Here is a 17816-nt window from a genome sequence, read left to right as displayed (position 1 = left end):
CTGAAATTCTTGCAAATTTGGTAGAGCTAGTTATTAGGGAAACAATTTATTTGTTAAGGAGGTTAAAAGGGGATAAATATGAAGAATACACAGAGAGCAATAATAACAATGCTGATATCTATTATATTAATTACTATAGTAGGAATGTATTTTAAAATTAAAGCGATTAACATACTAAACCTTAGCTTCTCTAGTTTGATATTAGAAATATTAATTCATTATTTTGCATACAAACAGAATAGACCTGAAATTACTTTATCAAAAACTTTTGATTTATACAAAAAGTTTGTTAAAAAAACATTGCTGATGTTTATTGTTATAATTACATTTGTTGGTTATAAAATTTTCTTCTCAGATATTCCTAATATTTTGTCCTTTTTCTATTGTCATATTATTGTTGTATTTTATACTGTTGGTTATATTTTGTATTTAAATAATAATATATTAAAAAATGAAAGAGAGTGAGAATTTTATGTTAAATCTAAAAGGTGAAGTTGTAAATGAGCTATCAGATGTTCAGCTTTCTGAAATTAGTGGTGGAGGTTCAGGATATTGTAAGCCTGTTATGGTAGGAGCAAACGGTTATGCATGTCGCTATAGTAATGGCCGATGGGATTATAAAGTTACTAAAGGAATATTTCAAGCAACTACAGATGTTATTGTTAAAGGCTGGGCAGAATATGGTCCGTGGATTCCAAGACATTAACAAGTCTTTTAAAAGCGAATATAAAAATTAGATTGTTTTAGGAGTAATATTATGGGAACTTTAAGATGGTTTGCTGGTGGGCAGGAAAGAAGAGAACGAGCAATTTTTCTTATCAACCAAATGTTTTCTGAATTTGATAGTAAAAACGCGAATCCACTATATCAAGTGCTGGATTCTTATCGAACAGAATTGAAGTTTGATGGAACATCTACACCTTATATATTGAATCGTATGAATATTGATATTTCTAAAGTACTTTTAAACAATAATATACGACTGTCAAGTACTGAATCAAGTCAGTTAAAGGAGCTGAGGGCTTTGTCTCATATTAGAATAATCTAGGTATTTGTGTGGATTGATAATTAGCTTCTATATAAGACCACTGAAAAGATTGGTACTGGACATGGTATAATAAAAGTGGACACAAAATTGTGTGGAAAATAGGATAGTAGCATATCAAGAAAGATTTTCGATAACATCTGGGAGGGTGTAAATGAAAGCGATTTATAAAAATAAAATAGCTGATGTTTGGAAAATTAGCAGAGAAGCTGAACAACCTGATTGGGTGAAAGAAGCGTTTGCTAAAAATTACTTGTATTGGTTGGATGATCATCTTCGGATTTTAATGGCTGGTCTGAATCCTTCTACTGTGGAGAATTTAAAAATTGGTACAGTTGGAACAATAGGCGGTGGATTTGCAGGTTATGGTATGTATGTGTTTGGCTATATTGGTGATTATTTGGATATAAGCAATCATCGGGTAGTTTCTCAAAAAACATTTGAAAAAGAATACCGTATTCTAGAGAGTTTGTAGATAAATAAATTGATTTTTCTGACCACTTTTATAGCATTTCTAAAAAGGCTCTAAGTTATAATTCACTTAGAGTCTTTGATTTTTAGCAGACCAATTTGGAACAATCACTATTCAAGACGTCAGAAGTACCATTCAGGATTTGCAGATTTATAAAATATGTCGTGTGCTATACTAAGTTTATTAAGTTGCAACAGGTTGAAATTATTAAAATAAAAAACAGGTATTCATCATGAAAACAAAAACATTGGAAAAATTTGAAGTACTGAACTCTGAAATGCTGGCACGTGTTGAAGGGGGAGGTTGTAATTGGGGTGATTTTGCAAAATCGGGTATTGCTGGTGGTGCAGGTAATGGATTGAGATTAGGAATCAAGACCAGAACATGGCAAGGAGTAGTTGCAGGAGCTGTTGGGGGAGCTATTATTGGTGGAGTTGGTTATGGAGCTACTTGTTGGTGGTAAGTGAAATGGGGGAATAAATGTTTGATATAAAAAGTTTCGCACTAGGTTTTATCACTATGATGATATTAACTTGGTTAGATAAACCAATTATTTACTTTCTGGATAAATGTAAGAAAATCTCAAAAAAATAAGATGATGATAAAATTTTTACTAATTAGTTTATTATATTTACTGGTTCTCTTGATAATATATTTTGTAACTTCACATAAGAAATTTATTATCATTCTTTCATTTCTATCAGTATCCTATTTGTGGTATATTTTCGTTCATATTTTAAATATTTAAGAAAATTTATCATTTGATATTGAAAATTATCGACAGGAAGACAGCTCGTTTGTTTTCCTGTTTCTTACTTTTTACCATTCAGGCTATCAGAGCTACCTTTTAGGATTTTTGAAAATGCAACCGAGATAGTTTTCTTATACTGTAAATAGAACGTAAAGGAGTTTAAAATGATGAAAAAACAATTGCTAAAATCACTTTTATTTAGTTCGGTGCTATTGCTTGCTTTTAGAAACGACATGGTTTTTGCTGATGGAGTTCATAGGGAGGAGCAACGCCCAGATACAACTGAAATAGTGTCTGAAGCTTCGACAGCAGCTGTTGTTAAAAATGACGCAAATCAAGATTCAATTGTAACAGATACGAAACCCGTAAGCATGCCAGAGTCAAAGGAAGATACAGTTGTAGAAAAGGAAAACTTGACAAAGAATAAATCTGCTTCGACTTCAGATAAAACCTCTGCAGCAAATGGCGTTCCAAATTCTCAAGAATCAAAAGAGGTTGATGTTGCTACTTATCGTGAGAATATAGCTGAACTTCCTAAGGCTACGATAAAAGATGTTTATTCAGCTTTTACTTCGGATAATAAAGAACATACGATTTATGTAGGACGAGAAACTTGTTATTTTTGTCGACAATTTTCTCCTGAACTAAAAAAGTTTAATCAATTAACAGGTAGAAAATTAGAATACTATAATACAGATGGTGAAGATTTTGATGAACATGCAAAAGAATTTTTATTTAATACAGTTGGTATTCCTGGTACCCCAACGATACTCTATCTTAAAAATGGTACATTAACTTCCGGTTGGGTCGGTGGAGGTATCACTGCTCAAGAACTCTATGATTATCTGTATTTTCATAAAGCACCGGCAGGCAAAAAGCAAGAAGATAACCCTCAACATCAAGAGAATAAAAATGATAAAAAAGTTAAACAAAGCCAAGCACCAGCTTCTATTGACTTAAAAAACAATGAGGAATCCTTACCAAAAGACGTTAGTGTCAGTTCAGAGTCAAATAAAGAAGATGCTAGGAATCAAAATTTAACGCCATTAACAAATAGGCAAATTAAATATACTCAAAATAACATGCAATTACCCAAAACTGGCATCAAAAAGAGTAAAGGATTATTCCGATTTGGGTTGGCAATGGCTCTTCTTACATTATCATTTTATCTAGGGATGAGAAAAGGATTGAATGATAGAAAATGCTATTGAATCATCATTAGTAAGAATTAAAAACGGATGATGATTCTGTGCACTCCATCTTGTCAAATGTTCATTCTTCCTATATAATGAGGTATATAAGTTAGGAGGAGTGCGTGAGTAGAAAGACAATGATTCTTTGTTTGATTGGTTGCTTTATAATGTGTGGTGTATTAGTATCAAGTGCTGTATACTTTGGCCAAGCTAGAAAGGCACATCCTACGAAAGTAGCTGCAAATTATCCTACCAGTCAAGAAAAGCCAAAAAATTCGTCAAAAGAGTCTAAATTAGTCACTCGTGTTTCGTCAAAGAGTATAGAAGAAAAGCAGAAAGTCATGGAATCTGATTTGCCTGTAATGGAAGCCTATGGTTTGTATTATGATTATGCTAATCTAAATTTGGTTCAAGTTGTAAAGGCTTATCTAGATGAGATGGGAATAGAGCATTCGCAGGTTGCATTTTCTTATAAGGATTTAACGAGTGGACAAACCTATGCTATGAATGAAACACAGCCAATGACAGCAGGATCAACTTACAAATTGCCATTAAATATGTTGGTCGTTGATGAGGTAGAAAAGGGAAATTTATCACTGACCGAGCGGTTTGATATTACACATACTCGCTATGAATATATCGGTGAACACAATAATTACGTAGCGGCATTTAATGGGACAATGAACATTCCTGAGATGCAGGAATACTCTCTTCTCTATTCTGAAAATACACCTGCTTATGCTTTAGCGGAACGCTTAGGTGGCTTGGATAAAGCCTATACGATGTATCAGCGCTATGGAAAAGGAAAGGGCGAGATTAAGACAATCAACCAACAGAATCAAACAACGACAGATTATTATATTCAGGTATTGGATTATCTTTGGAAACATCAGGAAAAATATAAAGATATTTTGTATTATATCGGTGAATCTTTTCCAAATGAATACTATAAACGATATGTAAGAGACATTCCAATCTACCAAAAGCCAGGTTATGTTGCAGAGGCATTAAATGTAGACGCAGTTGTGTGTGAGGAAAAACCTTATTTGATTGCCCTTTATACAGCAGGACTGGGAGGAACGACTTCAGAGAGTGATGAAATCAGCGGTGTTGGTATTACGCAAGTTGGACAATTGGCCTACGTCATCAATGAATGGCACCGAGTGAATATGAATTAAGACACATATATTTATGTGGCGAAGGACACGTTGTAAAAAGAACAAATTTCAGAAAAATGTAAGGGTTCTCTTTAAGATTGAAGCCCTTTTGTGTTATAATAAGAGCAGAATGTAAAAAAGGACCACAAGGATATCATGATTAACAAAGAGCATTATCGTTACATTAGGGAACATCCTGCTTTTGAAAATTTACCAGTTGAACATTTTGATAAAATAGCGGTTGAGATTCAATTTCGTAAAGTACCAAAAGAGCAAATTATTTTCTTTTCTGGAGACAAACGAGAGCGACTTTTTTTGATTTATAAGGGCTATGTTCGGATTGAACAGTATGACCAGACAGATTCGTTTAATTACATTGACTATGTGAAAGAAAATACTATGTTTCCTTATGGAGGAATTTTTGAAGATGAGACTTACCACTATTCTGGCGTATCTGTGACAGATTTGGAATATTTTTCGATTCCTGTTGACTTGTATGAATACTATTCCAAACAAACGATAGAGCAGATGTTATTCATCACACACAAGTTGTCAAATATTTTACGTTTTCATGAGTTGCGTTTGCGAAATTCTGCTTTAGCTAGTGCGACAGAGCGAGTCATTCAAGCGATTTCAATTTTATGCATTGATTTTTGTCAAGATAGAGATGATATTCCTTTTGCCCTTAGTATGAAAGAGCTAGCTAAACTAGGTGCAACAACTCGTGAAACAGTTAATCATGTATTGAAAAAATTAACAGAAGAAAACATTATTCAATATCATCGTAAGAAACTTGTCTTTTTGAATAAAGAATACTTTTTAAAGTATTTTGAAGATATGTAGAAAAGAAGGACAGAATTGCAGTCAAAAAAGCAATTTTTGGTCCTTTTTTAATTTAGAAACCTAAACATTTAAAATATACTCAAAAACTTCATTTGTTTCTAAAAAATAATTATTCATAAAACCAATAAAATGCATAAAATATTTATAGAAAGCGATTTATTTTGAAATAATATTAGAATTTCTTTTAAAGAAAGCAAAGGATTTGGCATTTTAAATGTATAATTGATTGTGAAAGCGCAAACAAAAGATATTACAATATGACATGTAAATAGAACTTAAGGAAACTTAAGTCACAAAGAAAAAAAGAGGAGGACATAAGATGTCTACACATCCTATTCATGTTTTCTCAGAAATAGGAAAACTGAAAAAAGTTATGCTACATCGTCCTGGTAAAGAGTTGGAAAACTTGATGCCAGACCATTTGGAACGTCTACTTTTTGACGATATTCCATTCTTGGAAGATGCTCAAAAAGAACACGATGCATTCGCAGACGCTCTACGTAAAGAAGGTATTGAAGTTCTTTACCTCGAAAAATTGACTGCTGAATCATTGACTTCTCCAGAAATTCGTAACGAATTTATTGAAGAATATCTTGACGAAGCAAATATCCGCGGAGCACAAACAAAAGTTGCTATTCGCGACATTCTTCATGGTATAGAAGACAACCTTGAGTTGGTTGAAAAGACAATGGCTGGTTTCCAAAAAGCTGAACTGCCAGAAATTCCAGCAGACGCCAAAGGTTTGACGGATTTGGTAGAATCTGACTATCCATTTGCCATTGATCCAATGCCAAACCTTTACTTCACTCGTGACCCATTTGCAACAATTGGTAATGCGGTGTCATTGAACCACATGTACTCAGATACACGTAATCGTGAGACACTTTATGGTAAATACATTTTCAAATATCACCCAGTATATGGTGGTAATGTTGACTTGGTTTATAACCGTGAAGAAACAACTCGTATCGAAGGTGGAGATGAACTCGTTCTTTCTAAAGATGTCCTTGCAGTAGGTATTTCACAACGGACAGACGCAGCATCTATTGAAAAACTTTTGGTTAATATCTTCAAGAAGAATGTTGGCTTTAAGAAAGTGATTGCATTTGAATTTGCTAATAATCGTAAATTCATGCACTTAGATACAGTCTTCACAATGGTTGACTATGACAAATTCACGATTCACCCAGAAATTGAAGGCGATCTTCGCGTTTACTCTGTTACTTATGAAAATGAAAAACTTCATATTGCAGAAGAAAAAGGTGATTTAGCAGAATTGCTTGCTAAGAATCTTGGTATTGATAAAGTTCATTTGATCCGTTGCGGTGGCGGAAATGCTGTTGCAGCTGCTCGTGAACAATGGAACGACGGTTCAAACACCCTTACAATCGCACCAGGCGTGGTAGTGGTATATGACCGTAACGTTGTTACAAATAAGATTCTTGAAGAATATGGACTTCGTTTGATTAAGATTCGCGGAAGTGAATTGGTTCGCGGTCGTGGTGGACCTCGTTGTATGTCAATGCCATTTGAACGTGAAGAACTTTAAGATTAGAAAGAGGAAATAATAGAATGACAAACTCAGTGTTCCAAGGACGCAGCTTCTTGGCAGAAAAAGATTTTACACGTGCAGAATTAGAATACCTTATTGGTTTAGCAGCTCACTTGAAAGATTTGAAGAAACGCAATATTGAACATCACTACTTAGCAGGTAAAAATATTGCTCTCTTGTTTGAAAAAACTTCAACTCGTACTCGTGCAGCTTTCACAACAGCAGCGATTGACCTTGGTGCTCATCCAGAATACCTAGGAGCTAATGACATCCAACTTGGCAAGAAAGAATCTACTGAAGATACGGCTAAAGTATTGGGACGTATGTTTGACGGGATTGAATTCCGCGGATTCAGCCAACGCATGGTAGAAGAATTAGCAGAATTCTCAGGTGTTCCTATATGGAATGGTTTGACAGACGAATGGCATCCAACTCAAATGTTAGCTGACTATTTGACAGTTCAAGAAAACTTTGGTCGTTTGGAAGGCTTGACTCTTGTCTACTGTGGTGACGGACGTAATAACGTTGCTAACAGTCTTCTTGTAACAGGTGCTATCCTCGGTGTGAATGTGCACATCTTCTCTCCAAAAGAACTCTTCCCAGCTGAAGATATTGTGAAATTGGCAGAAGGATATGCGAAAGAAAGTGGCGCACATGTCTTAATTACTGACAATGCAGATGAAGCTGTTAAAGGTGCGGATGTCCTTTACACAGACGTTTGGGTCTCTATGGGTGAAGAAGACAAATTTGCAGAACGTGTCGCACTGTTGAAACCTTATCAAGTAAATATGGACTTGATCAAGAAAGCGGATAATGAAGATTTAATTTTCTTACACTGCTTACCAGCTTTCCATGATACAAATACTGTCTATGGTAAAGATGTTGCTGAAAAATTCGGCGTTGAAGAAATGGAAGTAACTGACGAAGTATTCCGCAGCAAATACGCTCGCCAATTTGACCAAGCTGAAAACCGTATGCATACTATTAAAGCAGTTATGGCAGCAACTCTTGGAAACCTTTATATTCCAAAAGTATAATTTAAAACTAAAACCGTTTACCAACAGCTATGAGGGCTGCGACTAATAGCTTTAGTCCAGTCCTCATTTTTGATAGTGCTCGTTTCAATTTTAGTATGATTTAAATAGGGAAAAAAGGCGATAAGACAAACAACTATGATTGCCGATGCAATCACCCTTAAAGAAATGTAGTTTGAGACATTATTATTCTAACCTCGTTCCTACGTTTGTTGCAGCTGGATTCTATCTTGGACTACTAAAATGAAATTGAAACACTATAATGAGAAAACTCTAAGGAGGCTAATTATTTATGGCAAATCGGAAAATCGTTGTGGCTTTGGGAGGAAATGCCATCCTTTCATCTGATCCATCAGCTAAAGCACAACAAGAAGCATTAGCAGAAACAGCAAGTCATCTTGTAAAATTGATTAAAAATGGTGATGACTTGATTATCACTCATGGAAATGGACCGCAAGTTGGAAATCTTTTATTGCAACATTTAGCAGCAGATTCTGAAAAAAATCCAGCATTCCCGCTTGATTCGCTCGTTGCAATGACAGAAGGAAGTATCGGCTATTGGTTGCAAAATGCTCTACAAAATGCACTTCATGAAGAAGGAATTGAAAAAGAAGTTGCTTCTGTTGTGACACAAGTCGTGGTTGACAAAAACGACCCAGCTTTCACAAATTTGAGCAAACCAATCGGACCATTCTACACAGAAGAAGAAGCAAAAGCAGAAGCTGAAAAGAGCGGAGCTACTTTCAAAGAAGATGCTGGACGTGGCTGGAGAAAAGTAGTTGCTTCACCAAAACCGGTTGGAATCAAAGAAATTGAAACTATTCGTACACTCATCAATGCAGGACATGTCGTTGTGGCTGCTGGTGGTGGCGGCATTCCTGTGATCAAGGAAGACAATGGTCATCTTGCCGGCGTAGAAGCAGTAATTGACAAAGACTTTGCTTCACAATGTCTGGCTGAATTGGTCGAAGCAGATCTTTTCATTGTCTTGACAGGTGTTGACTATGTTTATGTGAACTACAATAAACCAGATCAAGCTAAGTTAGAGCGTGTTAATGTAGCTCAGCTTGAAGAATACATCAAGCAAGAACAGTTTGCACCAGGAAGTATGTTACCTAAAGTGCAAGCAGCTATTGCCTTTGTAAATGATCGACCAGAAGGCGAAGCTGTCATTACTTCTCTTGAAAACTTAGGTGCTTTAATTGAGTCTGAAAGCGGAACGATTATTGAAAAAGGATAACAGAGTGTTATCATTTATAAGTTTAAGACTGTAATAAAACTTTTTAAAACAATGTCGGTGTTTCCTATTTTTAGATTTGCTTTCTTTAGGTCTATTTTACTGTTGTAAAATGATAATTTTTTTGAAAATGACTAGTATTCTTCATTTGAATATGTTAAAATATAGTCAAAGGAAGCGCTTTCTGAAAATGGGATTCGGTTAAATTTTTACAATTTGTTACATTTAGGAGGAAAACAAATGAGTGAAAAAGCAAAAAAAGGGTTTAAGATGCCGTCATCTTATACCGTTTTGATGATTATCATTGCCATTATGGCAGTATTGACCTGGATTATTCCAGCTGGTCAATATGATGCTGATAAGTCTGGTAATCTAATTACAGGAACCTATAAGACTGTTGCTCAAAATCCGCAAGGGATTTGGGATGTCTTAATGGCTCCGATTCGTGCTATGCTTGGGAAAGAACCAACTTCAGCAGCGATTGATGTCGCCTTCTTTATCTTGATGGTTGGTGGTTTCCTTGGAGTAGTGAATGAAACAGGTGCCCTTGATGTAGGGATTGCTTCTATCGTCAAGAAGTACAAGGGTCGTGAAAAGATGTTGATTTTAGTCTTGATGCCTTTGTTTGCTCTTGGTGGATCAACTTATGGTATGGGTGAAGAAACCATGGCTTTCTATCCACTTCTTGTGCCAGTTATGATGGCAGTAGGATTTGATAGTTTGATTGCGGTGGCTATTATCCTTCTTGGTTCTCAAATTGGATGTTTGGCTTCTACTCTGAATCCATTTGCTACAGGTATAGCTTCTGCGACAGCAGGTGTAGGTACTGGTGACGGTATCGTTCTTCGGTTAATCTTCTTTGTTGTGATGACAGCTTTGGGTACTTATTTCGTATATCGTTATGCAGATAAGATTCAAAAAGATCCTACAAAATCTTTGGTTTACAGTCATCGTGAAGAAGATTTGAAGCACTTTAATGTAGATGCAGTTGCTAATGTAGAATCCACTCTTAGCAAGAAACAAAAACAAGTGTTGGTACTCTTTGTCTTGACCTTTGTTCTCATGATTATGAGTTTCATTCCATGGACAGACTTGAAGGTAACTATTTTTGAAAGTTTCAATAAATGGTTGGTTGGACTTCCGTTCATTGGTAAGATTGTTGGTAGTTCAACATCTGCTTTGGGTACCTGGTACTTCCCAGAAGGGGCAATGCTCTTTATGGTAATGGGTATCATCATTGGTTTTGTTTACCGCATGAAAGAAAGCCGCTTTATCACTGTCTTTATCAATGGTGCGGCTGATCTTCTAAGTGTTGCGCTTATCGTAGCTGTTGCTCGTGGTATTCAAGTTATCATGAACGACGGTATGATTACAGCTACAATCCTTCACTGGGGTGAAGTAGGACTGAAAGGTCTATCATCTCAAGTATTTATCGTATTGACTTACATTTTCTATCTGCCAATGTCATTCCTTATCCCATCAACATCTGGTCTTGCCAGTGCAACAATGGGTATCATGGCACCTCTTGGAAAATTCGTCAACGTTCCAGCAAGCTTGATTATCACTGCTTACCAATCTGCTTCAGGGCTTTTGAACCTTGTTACTCCAACATCTGGTATCGTTATGGGGGCACTTGCTCTTGGACGTATTGATTTAGGTACTTGGTGGAAGTTTGTTGGAAAATTAGTTGCTGTAATATTTGTAGTAAGTATTCTACTTCTAATTTTAGGAACTTTCTTATAATAAGAGATTAATGAGGTGTTCTCTATGAAACAATTTTTAACCGAAAAAATTAAGTCTGATTATTTAGAATCGCTGAAAACGATCGTTTCCTACCCGTCAGTTCTTAATGAAGGGGAAAATGGAACACCTTTCGGACAATCTATTCAAAACGTCTTAGAAAAAATGCTAGAGATCACTAGGAGTTTAGGTTTTAAAACTTACATTGATCCTAAAGGCTATTATGGATATGCAGAAATCGGTCAGGGAGAAGAACTCCTGGCCGTTCTCTGCCATTTAGACGTTGTTCCAGCGGGAGATTTGTCCGATTGGGAAACTCCTCCATTTGAAGCAACTATAAAATATGGTTGGATACATGGACGTGGGGTGCAAGATGATAAAGGTCCGTCCCTAGCTGCACTTTATGCTGTTAAAGCATTGATGGATGCAGGTGTGACATTTAACAAGCGGATTCGTTTCATCTATGGTACAGACGAAGAAACTCTGTGGCGCTGTATGGCTCGTTACAATGAGCTGGAGGAAACAGCGACGCTTGGTTTTGCACCGGATTCTTCTTTCCCGCTGACTTATGCTGAAAAAGGTTTACTGCAGATTAAGTTACATGGTTCAGGTTCGCAAGAACTTGCTATTGAAGCAGGAGAAGCCTTTAATGTTGTACCTGCAAAAGCAAGCTATACGGGAAATTTAGCAGATTCATTAGAAGTTGAATTGAAAAAACAGGTTTTTGAATACGAACGAACTGCAGATACAGTAACAGTCATTGGTGTCCCTAAGCATTCAAAAGATGCAGCTGAGGGCGTGAATGCTATTGTACGTTTGGCAACAGGACTAAATCCGCTTATTCAACACTCTGCCATTCAATTTATCGCTGAAGCAGTTAGGGAAGATGCTACAGGCAGCCGCTTGTTTGGTGAAATTTCAGATGAGCCTTCAGGAACTTTGTCATTCAATGTTTCTGGATTAAGCCTAGATCAGGACAAGTCTGAAATTCGGATTGACATGCGGATTCCAGTTCTTGCAGACAAAGATAAATTAGTACAGGAATTAAGCCAACTTGCTGAAAAATATCAATTACGTTATGAAGAATTTGACTATCTTGCACCGTTATATGTGCCACTTGATAGTGAATTGGTCAGCACCTTAATGGCTGTCTATAAAGAAAAAACCAATGATGATAGCCCTGCTGTGTCTTCTGGCGGTGCTACATTTGCTCGTACTATGCCAAATTGTGTAGCTTTTGGTGCACTTTTCCCTGGTGCTTTGCAAACAGAACATCAAGCGAATGAACGAACTGTGATTGACGATCTGTATAAAGCCATGGACATCTATGCTGAAACGATTTATCGCTTAGCTGGAAAATAGTTAGAAGAAAGTGGGAATGAGAAGAACTTGTAAATTGCACAAGAGTTTATTTTCCACCTAACTAGCAATCAATCATTGCGTCAATGTGGTTTTGATAGCGAAAAGCTGCGATTGAACAAAAGTGGTTCAATGTCATTGTAGTGGGGGGTGATTCTGCTAGCAAAAAGAGAGGACGTCTTCGTTCTCTCTTTTTTGATGTTGAAAGCGATGAGAAGAGGGGAAGCCTTCAAAATTCTTGAAACTAAATGCGTTTAGCTGCATAACCTTGATGAGGTTGTTGGAAATTGGAGTAGGACAAGGTAAGAGCGTTGATAATCTTGATTCTATTTTTCAAAACTGTCTGAAAGAATCTCTTCAACGAGCTCGAAGAAATGCTTGGCTTGTTTCTTCTGGAAATGAAAGAGCAGGAGCTGAATAAAGCTCATAGAGCTGTCTGAATTCATCAGAATAGCAGAGTAATTTGTTGAGGATTTATACATTCGAAAAGCGAGGCGATAACACCGTTTATGATTAAGATTTCCGACTGTCCTGCTGGATAATTTAGAAACAATTCAGAATGATGAAAGCGCAAGGAAATGGCTACTTAGGCAGGGACTATACCTAAGATGCTTTTTATTGTCAGTTTAGTTTCTTTCATGATAGGTCATATAGGACATTTTTTTGTGTTTAAAAAAGCTCCATAATTTCTGAAGTAGAGTGACCCCTACAGAAATTATAGAACTTTATTTTTTTTCATATAATCTATAGATATTTCTTATGCTTTTGGTCTTTCAGCATACATATTCTACATAAAAAAGATTTTTTGTAAACGTTGTGTAATCGCTTGCAATTTCTGTGTTGAAAGGATATACTTAAGGCGAAATGTTGGTATTACGGTTCAATTTGCTTGTGCTAAGATATTCTTAGTTCTGTTTATAGTCAAAAAGGAGATAGACTATGAAGAAAATTTTACTAAAACTGATGTTCGGTGTTATGTTGCTGTCCTTATTACCTATTCAGGTAGCACAGGCCTGCTCCGGTTTCATTGTAGGTAAGGGACTAACCGCAGATGGTTCTACTCTCTATGGTCGTACGGAAGATTATCCTTATCCGCCAGATGGAGGTAAACATAATCAGAACTATGTTGTTGTGCCAGCTGCAACTTATAAAGAAGGCGATAAGATCGAAGATGAGTCAAATGGATTTACTTATCCACATTTGGCCAATGAGATGAAATATACAGCAACCTATGATGCAGCGCGTGGAGATGGTAGTAACGGTAATTTTGGAGCTCATGGTTTTAATGAAGTTGGTGTATCAATGACAGGAACTGTTTCTGCGACACCAAATGACAAGGTCTTGAAGGCTGACCCGCTTGTGAAAGACGGACTGCCTGAAGCATCGATGATTGATTTAGTTTTACCTCGTGCTAAAACAGCTCGGGAAGGAATTGAAATTGTCGCTAAGGCTATCGAACAAAAAGGCTCTGCTGAAGGCAATATCATCATGGTTGCTGACCAAAAAGAGCTGTGGTATATGGAGATACTATCTGGTCATCAATATGTTGCTATTAAATTCCCAGAAGACAAATATGCTGTTTTCGCAAATACTTACTATCTTGGCAATGTTGATTTTAATGATACGGAAAACGTCATTGCCTCTAAAGGAGTGGAGGAAGTAGCGAAAAAAGCAGATCATTATAAGACGGATAAAGACGGTAAATTCCATATTGCTAAATCTTATGGACCTGATGAATATGCAGAACGTAACCGTTCTCGGACTTTTGCTGGTATCAAATGGATGGATCCAGATTCTCCAGTTACTTATAAAGATGAAACCTATGATTTACTTCGTACTCCAAGTAATCCAAGTAAAAAATACACTGTTCAGGATGTTATTGGGGAACAACGGAATCGTTTTGAACACCTACCTCAATTTAAGGCAGATGATTTGGTAGAAGTTGGCAAGAAAAAAGATGAAAACGTTTACAAATATGCCCTAGGTAACGAAAATGTTATTGATGCCCATATTTATCAAATTAAATCTAAGCTTCCGAGTGAATTTGGGGGTATTGTTTGGTTAGGTCTTGCCCAAAGCCGTAATACACCGTATGTGCCATTCTATGGTAATGTTGAAGATACCTATGAAGCCTTTAAGCCACGAACAGATAAATATGATGGTAAATCTTGGTATTGGTCTGTTTGGCATATTGACCAAATGGTGATGAAGTATCCGGAAATCTTTGGCACTAGCATCCAAGAAAAATGGAAAACAATGGAAGATCAGTGGGTTAAAGATCAAGCTGAAAGGGATGCAAAATATGAGGCGTATACAGCTGAACAAGCTAAAGCTGCTGGACCTGAAGTGACAAAAGAAGCCCTTGAGCGCTCTGAAAAAATCTTTAAAGAAATCAAATCCGTTGAAAAGGAAATGGAAGAAAAAATTAAAGAGAAAAAAGGCAAAGATGCTGATCTGGTTTACACTGGTTATAATAAAGCAAACCTGCTGGCAAAATATGAAAAAAATAAAAAAGATGCTGGAACAGCAAAATCAGAATCGAAGAAGACGGATTCCAATCAACTTGGTTTCATGCTAATCATAGCATTAGTTGTGATTATTCCTGGATTTATCGCTTTCAGACGATTTAATAAGAAAAAAGAAGATTAAAAAGCAGGGCACAATGTCAACTGTAGTGGATTGACCTAACCTGACACCTAGAGAAGACTAGCTTGGTCTTCTCTTTTTTGATGTTTAAGGTGATGAGAATGCGTTTCTTAAAGTTGTCAAAGCTCCGAAAGCCAAAAGAATAACTCTATAATCTCTGAAGCAGAGTTCACCCACTACAGAAATTATAGAACTACAAAATTCCAGCCTTAGCCTTTTAATCTTTACTAAAGAAGAACGGGGGTGCAAATTGTTTTAATTTGTTAAAACAGTCTTGCGCTTTTTGATTGTCCTCGCAGATAATCAAGCAGACATCATCCCCGCAGACCGTTGCGACAATTTCGGAAAATTCTAGAGCATCTAAGATAGAACCGAATGATTGTGCCAATCCAGGAAGAGTTTTCATGACAACTTGATGTTGAACAGGACGCAACATAATCAAGGCATCTTCCATATAGAGACGCAGGCGTTTTTCCCAGCGTGAAGGTGCCATGCTATTGATAATATAATAAGAAATATCTGCTTCGTGTACTTTTACCAAGTTCAAAGCTTTAATGTCTCGAGAAAGTGTGGATTGCGTCACTGTAACGCCATTTGCTGAAAGCAAATCTTGTAATTCTTGTTGTGTGTGAATTTTTTTCTCTAGGACAAGTGAGCGAATGAGTCGATGACGGCTTTCAATTTTATTCATATTTCACCTATTATTTTATAAACATAGCATCTCCAAAGCTGAAAAAGCGGTATTTTTCATCAATGGCATGCTGATAAGCAGAGAGCACTAATTCTCGACCTGCAAAGGCTGAAACGAGCATGACGAGAGTGGACTTTGGAAGGTGGAAATTGGTAGAAAAAGCATCTACGATTTTCCAATCGTAGCCAGGTTTAATAAAGATGTTGGTCCAACCGGAGTCTGCTTTGATTTCCCCATTAAATTTTGAACCGATTGTCTCTAGTGTACGGATAGAAGTTGTTCCGACCGCTATAACACGTTTTCCGCTGGCTTTGACTTGTCGAAGCGTGTTAGCTGCTTCTTCAGACAATGTATAGAATTCTGAATGCATCTCATGCTTGTCTACATTGTCTACAGAAACAGGACGGAAGGTTCCTAGACCAACATGAAGCGTCAGATAGACTAATTTCACACCTTTGGCTTCAATCTGAGCCAGCAGCTCTTTGGTAAAATGAAGCCCGGCAGTAGGAGCAGCTGCTGAGCCATTTTCTTTGGCATAGACAGTCTGGTAGCGTTCACGGTCTTTTAGCTTTTCGTGGATATAAGGCGGCAAGGGCATTTCGCCCAGACTTTCAAGCACTTCTAAGAAAATGCCTTGGTAATGGAAACGTACAATTCGTCCACCGTGTTCTAATTCTTCTAAGACAGTTGCTGTCAAGCGTCCGTCGCCAAAAGAAATAGCCACTCCGACTTTTAACCGTTTGGCGGGCTTAGCCAGTACTTCCCAATTATCACCTGCGATGTTTTTTAAGAGTAGCAATTCAACATGCCCGCCTGTTTCAGGTTTTTCACCGTGAAGGCGTGCAGGTAAGACGCGCGTATCGTTCATGACCAAAGCATCTCCAGGATGTAATTGATCAATAATCGCATCGAAGTGAGTATCTTCCAGTTGACCAGTTTCGTGATTGACGACTAAAAGGCGGGAAGCATCTCGCTTTTCTAAAGGTGTTTGCGCGATTAACTCTTCTGGTAAATGAAAGTCAAAATCAGCAGTATTCATATATTCTCCTTAGGCTGTAAATAAAATCCATAATGAATAACAAGAAGCAACAAGTGGCAGGCACATGAGTAAAATGCCTAAAATCAATAGGGTATAATGCCACATTCGCTTGGTTTTGAGAAGAAGTGCAGTTATGACAAAAGCAACTCCTAACAAAAATAAACAGAATAAATAGACTAACATTCTTCTATTATAACACGATTTTTCTTGCAAACAAGCTCGGATTCTTTAAAAAGGGACAAATTCTCTTGACAAAAATTGGTCTATACCATATAATATAATTAAATAAGGAAAAGGAGTTTAGCGATGAGAATTATTCAAGTGGAAAATCAAGTAGACGGTGGTAGAGTAGCCTTTGAGTTATTAAAAGAAAAATTAGCGACAGGAGCTAAAACGTTAGGCTTAGCGACGGGTAGCAGTCCTTTGAGTTTTTATGAGCAAATTGTTGAAAGTGACCTTGATTTGTCAGACTTAACCAGTGTGAATCTAGACGAGTACATAGGATTAAGTGGGGAAAATCCTCAGTCTTATCGTTATTTTATGCAAGAACATTTATTTAATCAAAAGCCTTTTAAAAAAAGATTTTTACCAAATGGTGTTGCTGAAGACGCGGAAGCAGAAGTGAAACGCTACAACCAAATTTTGGTAGAGCATCCCGTTGATTTGCAAATTTTGGGAATTGGCACGAATGGACATATTGGTTTTAATGAGCCGGGAACGAGCTTTGATAGTACTGTTCATGTAGTGGATTTGGAGCAATCAACTATTGAAGCGAATGCTCGTTTCTTTGATAAAATAGAAGATGTACCGACGCAAGCTTACTCAATGGGGATTCGGAATATTCTCGATGCAAAATCTATTATTTTATTTGCTTATGGTGCTTCAAAAGCTAAAGCGATTGCAGGAACAGTAGAAGGACCGATTACAGAAGAATTGCCTGGAAGTGCTCTTCAAAAACATGAAGATGTGGTTGTTATCGCAGATAAAGAAGCCTTAAGCATTTTAAAAAATAAGAATCTATTTCCTATCTAATTTTTAGGTAGGTTTTTTATTATTT

General features: G+C 36.8%; 17 protein-coding genes and 1 pseudogene. 15 read left to right on the top strand and 3 right to left on the bottom strand.

What is annotated here, in order from left to right; genetic code table 11:
• The first annotated feature begins 144 nt into the window (after positions 1-144).
• From ANG_RS08105 to ANG_RS08045, 13 genes are all read left to right on the top strand, one after another.
• Positions 145-465 carry a hypothetical protein gene (locus ANG_RS08105; protein ID WP_003037365.1) on the top strand — a complete coding sequence of 107 codons (321 nt, stop codon included), beginning with the start codon at positions 145-147 and terminating at the stop codon, positions 463-465.
• 7 nt (positions 466-472) lie between these two features.
• Complete coding sequence (locus ANG_RS08100; RefSeq protein ID WP_003025420.1) at positions 473-706, top strand: garvicin Q family class II bacteriocin; 234 nt, start codon at positions 473-475, stop codon at positions 704-706.
• A gap of 51 nt (positions 707-757) precedes the next feature.
• On the top strand, positions 758-1048 hold the full coding sequence (locus ANG_RS08095) for a bacteriocin immunity protein (protein WP_003025419.1): 291 nt from the start codon (positions 758-760) through the stop codon (positions 1046-1048).
• Between the two features lie 151 nt (positions 1049-1199).
• Positions 1200-1520, top strand: a complete 321-nt coding sequence (locus tag ANG_RS08090; protein WP_025271904.1) for a hypothetical protein — start codon at positions 1200-1202, stop codon at positions 1518-1520.
• Positions 1521-1749: 229 nt separating this feature from the next.
• Entirely contained in the window at positions 1750-1980 is a 231-nt protein-coding gene (locus ANG_RS08085; RefSeq protein WP_003037481.1) for a bacteriocin class II family protein, read from the top strand.
• 452 nt (positions 1981-2432) lie between these two features.
• A complete protein-coding gene (locus tag ANG_RS08080) occupies positions 2433-3479 on the top strand; it encodes a thioredoxin domain-containing protein (protein WP_003037467.1) in 1047 nt (348 codons plus the stop codon).
• A gap of 104 nt (positions 3480-3583) precedes the next feature.
• On the top strand, positions 3584-4639 hold the full coding sequence (locus tag ANG_RS08075; RefSeq protein WP_025271903.1) for a serine hydrolase: 1056 nt from the start codon (positions 3584-3586) through the stop codon (positions 4637-4639).
• Between the two features lie 135 nt (positions 4640-4774).
• A complete protein-coding gene (locus ANG_RS08070) occupies positions 4775-5461 on the top strand; it encodes a Crp/Fnr family transcriptional regulator (protein WP_025271902.1) in 687 nt (228 codons plus the stop codon).
• Positions 5462-5780: 319 nt separating this feature from the next.
• Complete coding sequence (gene arcA, locus ANG_RS08065) at positions 5781-7010, top strand: arginine deiminase (RefSeq protein ID WP_025271901.1); 1230 nt, start codon at positions 5781-5783, stop codon at positions 7008-7010.
• 23 nt (positions 7011-7033) lie between these two features.
• Positions 7034-8050 carry an ornithine carbamoyltransferase gene (gene argF, locus ANG_RS08060; RefSeq protein WP_025271900.1) on the top strand — a complete coding sequence of 339 codons (1017 nt, stop codon included), beginning with the start codon at positions 7034-7036 and terminating at the stop codon, positions 8048-8050.
• A gap of 289 nt (positions 8051-8339) precedes the next feature.
• Positions 8340-9287: a carbamate kinase gene (gene arcC / locus ANG_RS08055; RefSeq protein WP_003037454.1), complete on the top strand. Its 948-nt coding sequence runs from the start codon at positions 8340-8342 to the stop codon at positions 9285-9287.
• A 237-nt stretch (positions 9288-9524) separates the two neighbouring features.
• A complete protein-coding gene (locus ANG_RS08050; protein WP_003037354.1) occupies positions 9525-11027 on the top strand; it encodes a YfcC family protein in 1503 nt (500 codons plus the stop codon).
• A gap of 24 nt (positions 11028-11051) precedes the next feature.
• Positions 11052-12386, top strand: coding sequence for a dipeptidase (locus ANG_RS08045; protein ID WP_025271899.1), 1335 nt, complete (start codon positions 11052-11054; stop codon positions 12384-12386).
• A 149-nt stretch (positions 12387-12535) separates the two neighbouring features.
• Here the strand turns inward: ANG_RS08045 and ANG_RS11500 are convergent.
• A pseudogene (locus ANG_RS11500) lies at positions 12536-12926 on the bottom strand (ISL3 family transposase); the annotation flags it as partial.
• Between the two features lie 396 nt (positions 12927-13322).
• Between ANG_RS11500 and ANG_RS08040 the strand changes: the two are divergent.
• The gene (locus ANG_RS08040) at positions 13323-15032 is read left to right on the top strand and encodes a C69 family dipeptidase (protein WP_025271898.1); all 1710 of its coding nucleotides are present in this window, start codon (positions 13323-13325) and stop codon (positions 15030-15032) included.
• A gap of 214 nt (positions 15033-15246) precedes the next feature.
• On the opposite strand, the gene ANG_RS08035 is transcribed toward ANG_RS08040, so the two are convergent.
• Together ANG_RS08035 and queA are read right to left on the bottom strand one after the other, a co-directional pair.
• A complete protein-coding gene (locus ANG_RS08035) occupies positions 15247-15720 on the bottom strand; it encodes an arginine repressor (RefSeq protein ID WP_003037450.1) in 474 nt (157 codons plus the stop codon).
• A gap of 10 nt (positions 15721-15730) precedes the next feature.
• Positions 15731-16759, bottom strand: coding sequence for a tRNA preQ1(34) S-adenosylmethionine ribosyltransferase-isomerase QueA (gene queA, locus ANG_RS08030; protein WP_003037509.1), 1029 nt, complete (start codon positions 16757-16759; stop codon positions 15731-15733).
• A gap of 306 nt (positions 16760-17065) precedes the next feature.
• Between queA and ANG_RS08025 the strand changes: the two genes are divergently transcribed.
• Positions 17066-17791 (top strand): glucosamine-6-phosphate deaminase, encoded by a 726-nt coding sequence (locus ANG_RS08025; protein ID WP_003037361.1) that lies wholly within the window; start codon positions 17066-17068, stop codon positions 17789-17791.
• Positions 17792-17816 lie beyond the last annotated feature (25 nt).

Origin of the sequence: Streptococcus anginosus subsp. whileyi MAS624 (genome assembly GCF_000478925.1) — a bacterium.
Lineage (GTDB): Bacteria > Bacillota > Bacilli > Lactobacillales > Streptococcaceae > Streptococcus > Streptococcus whileyi.
The sequence above is the reverse complement of the archived record's forward strand: the minus strand, read 5'-3'. Positions and strand labels throughout refer to the sequence as shown.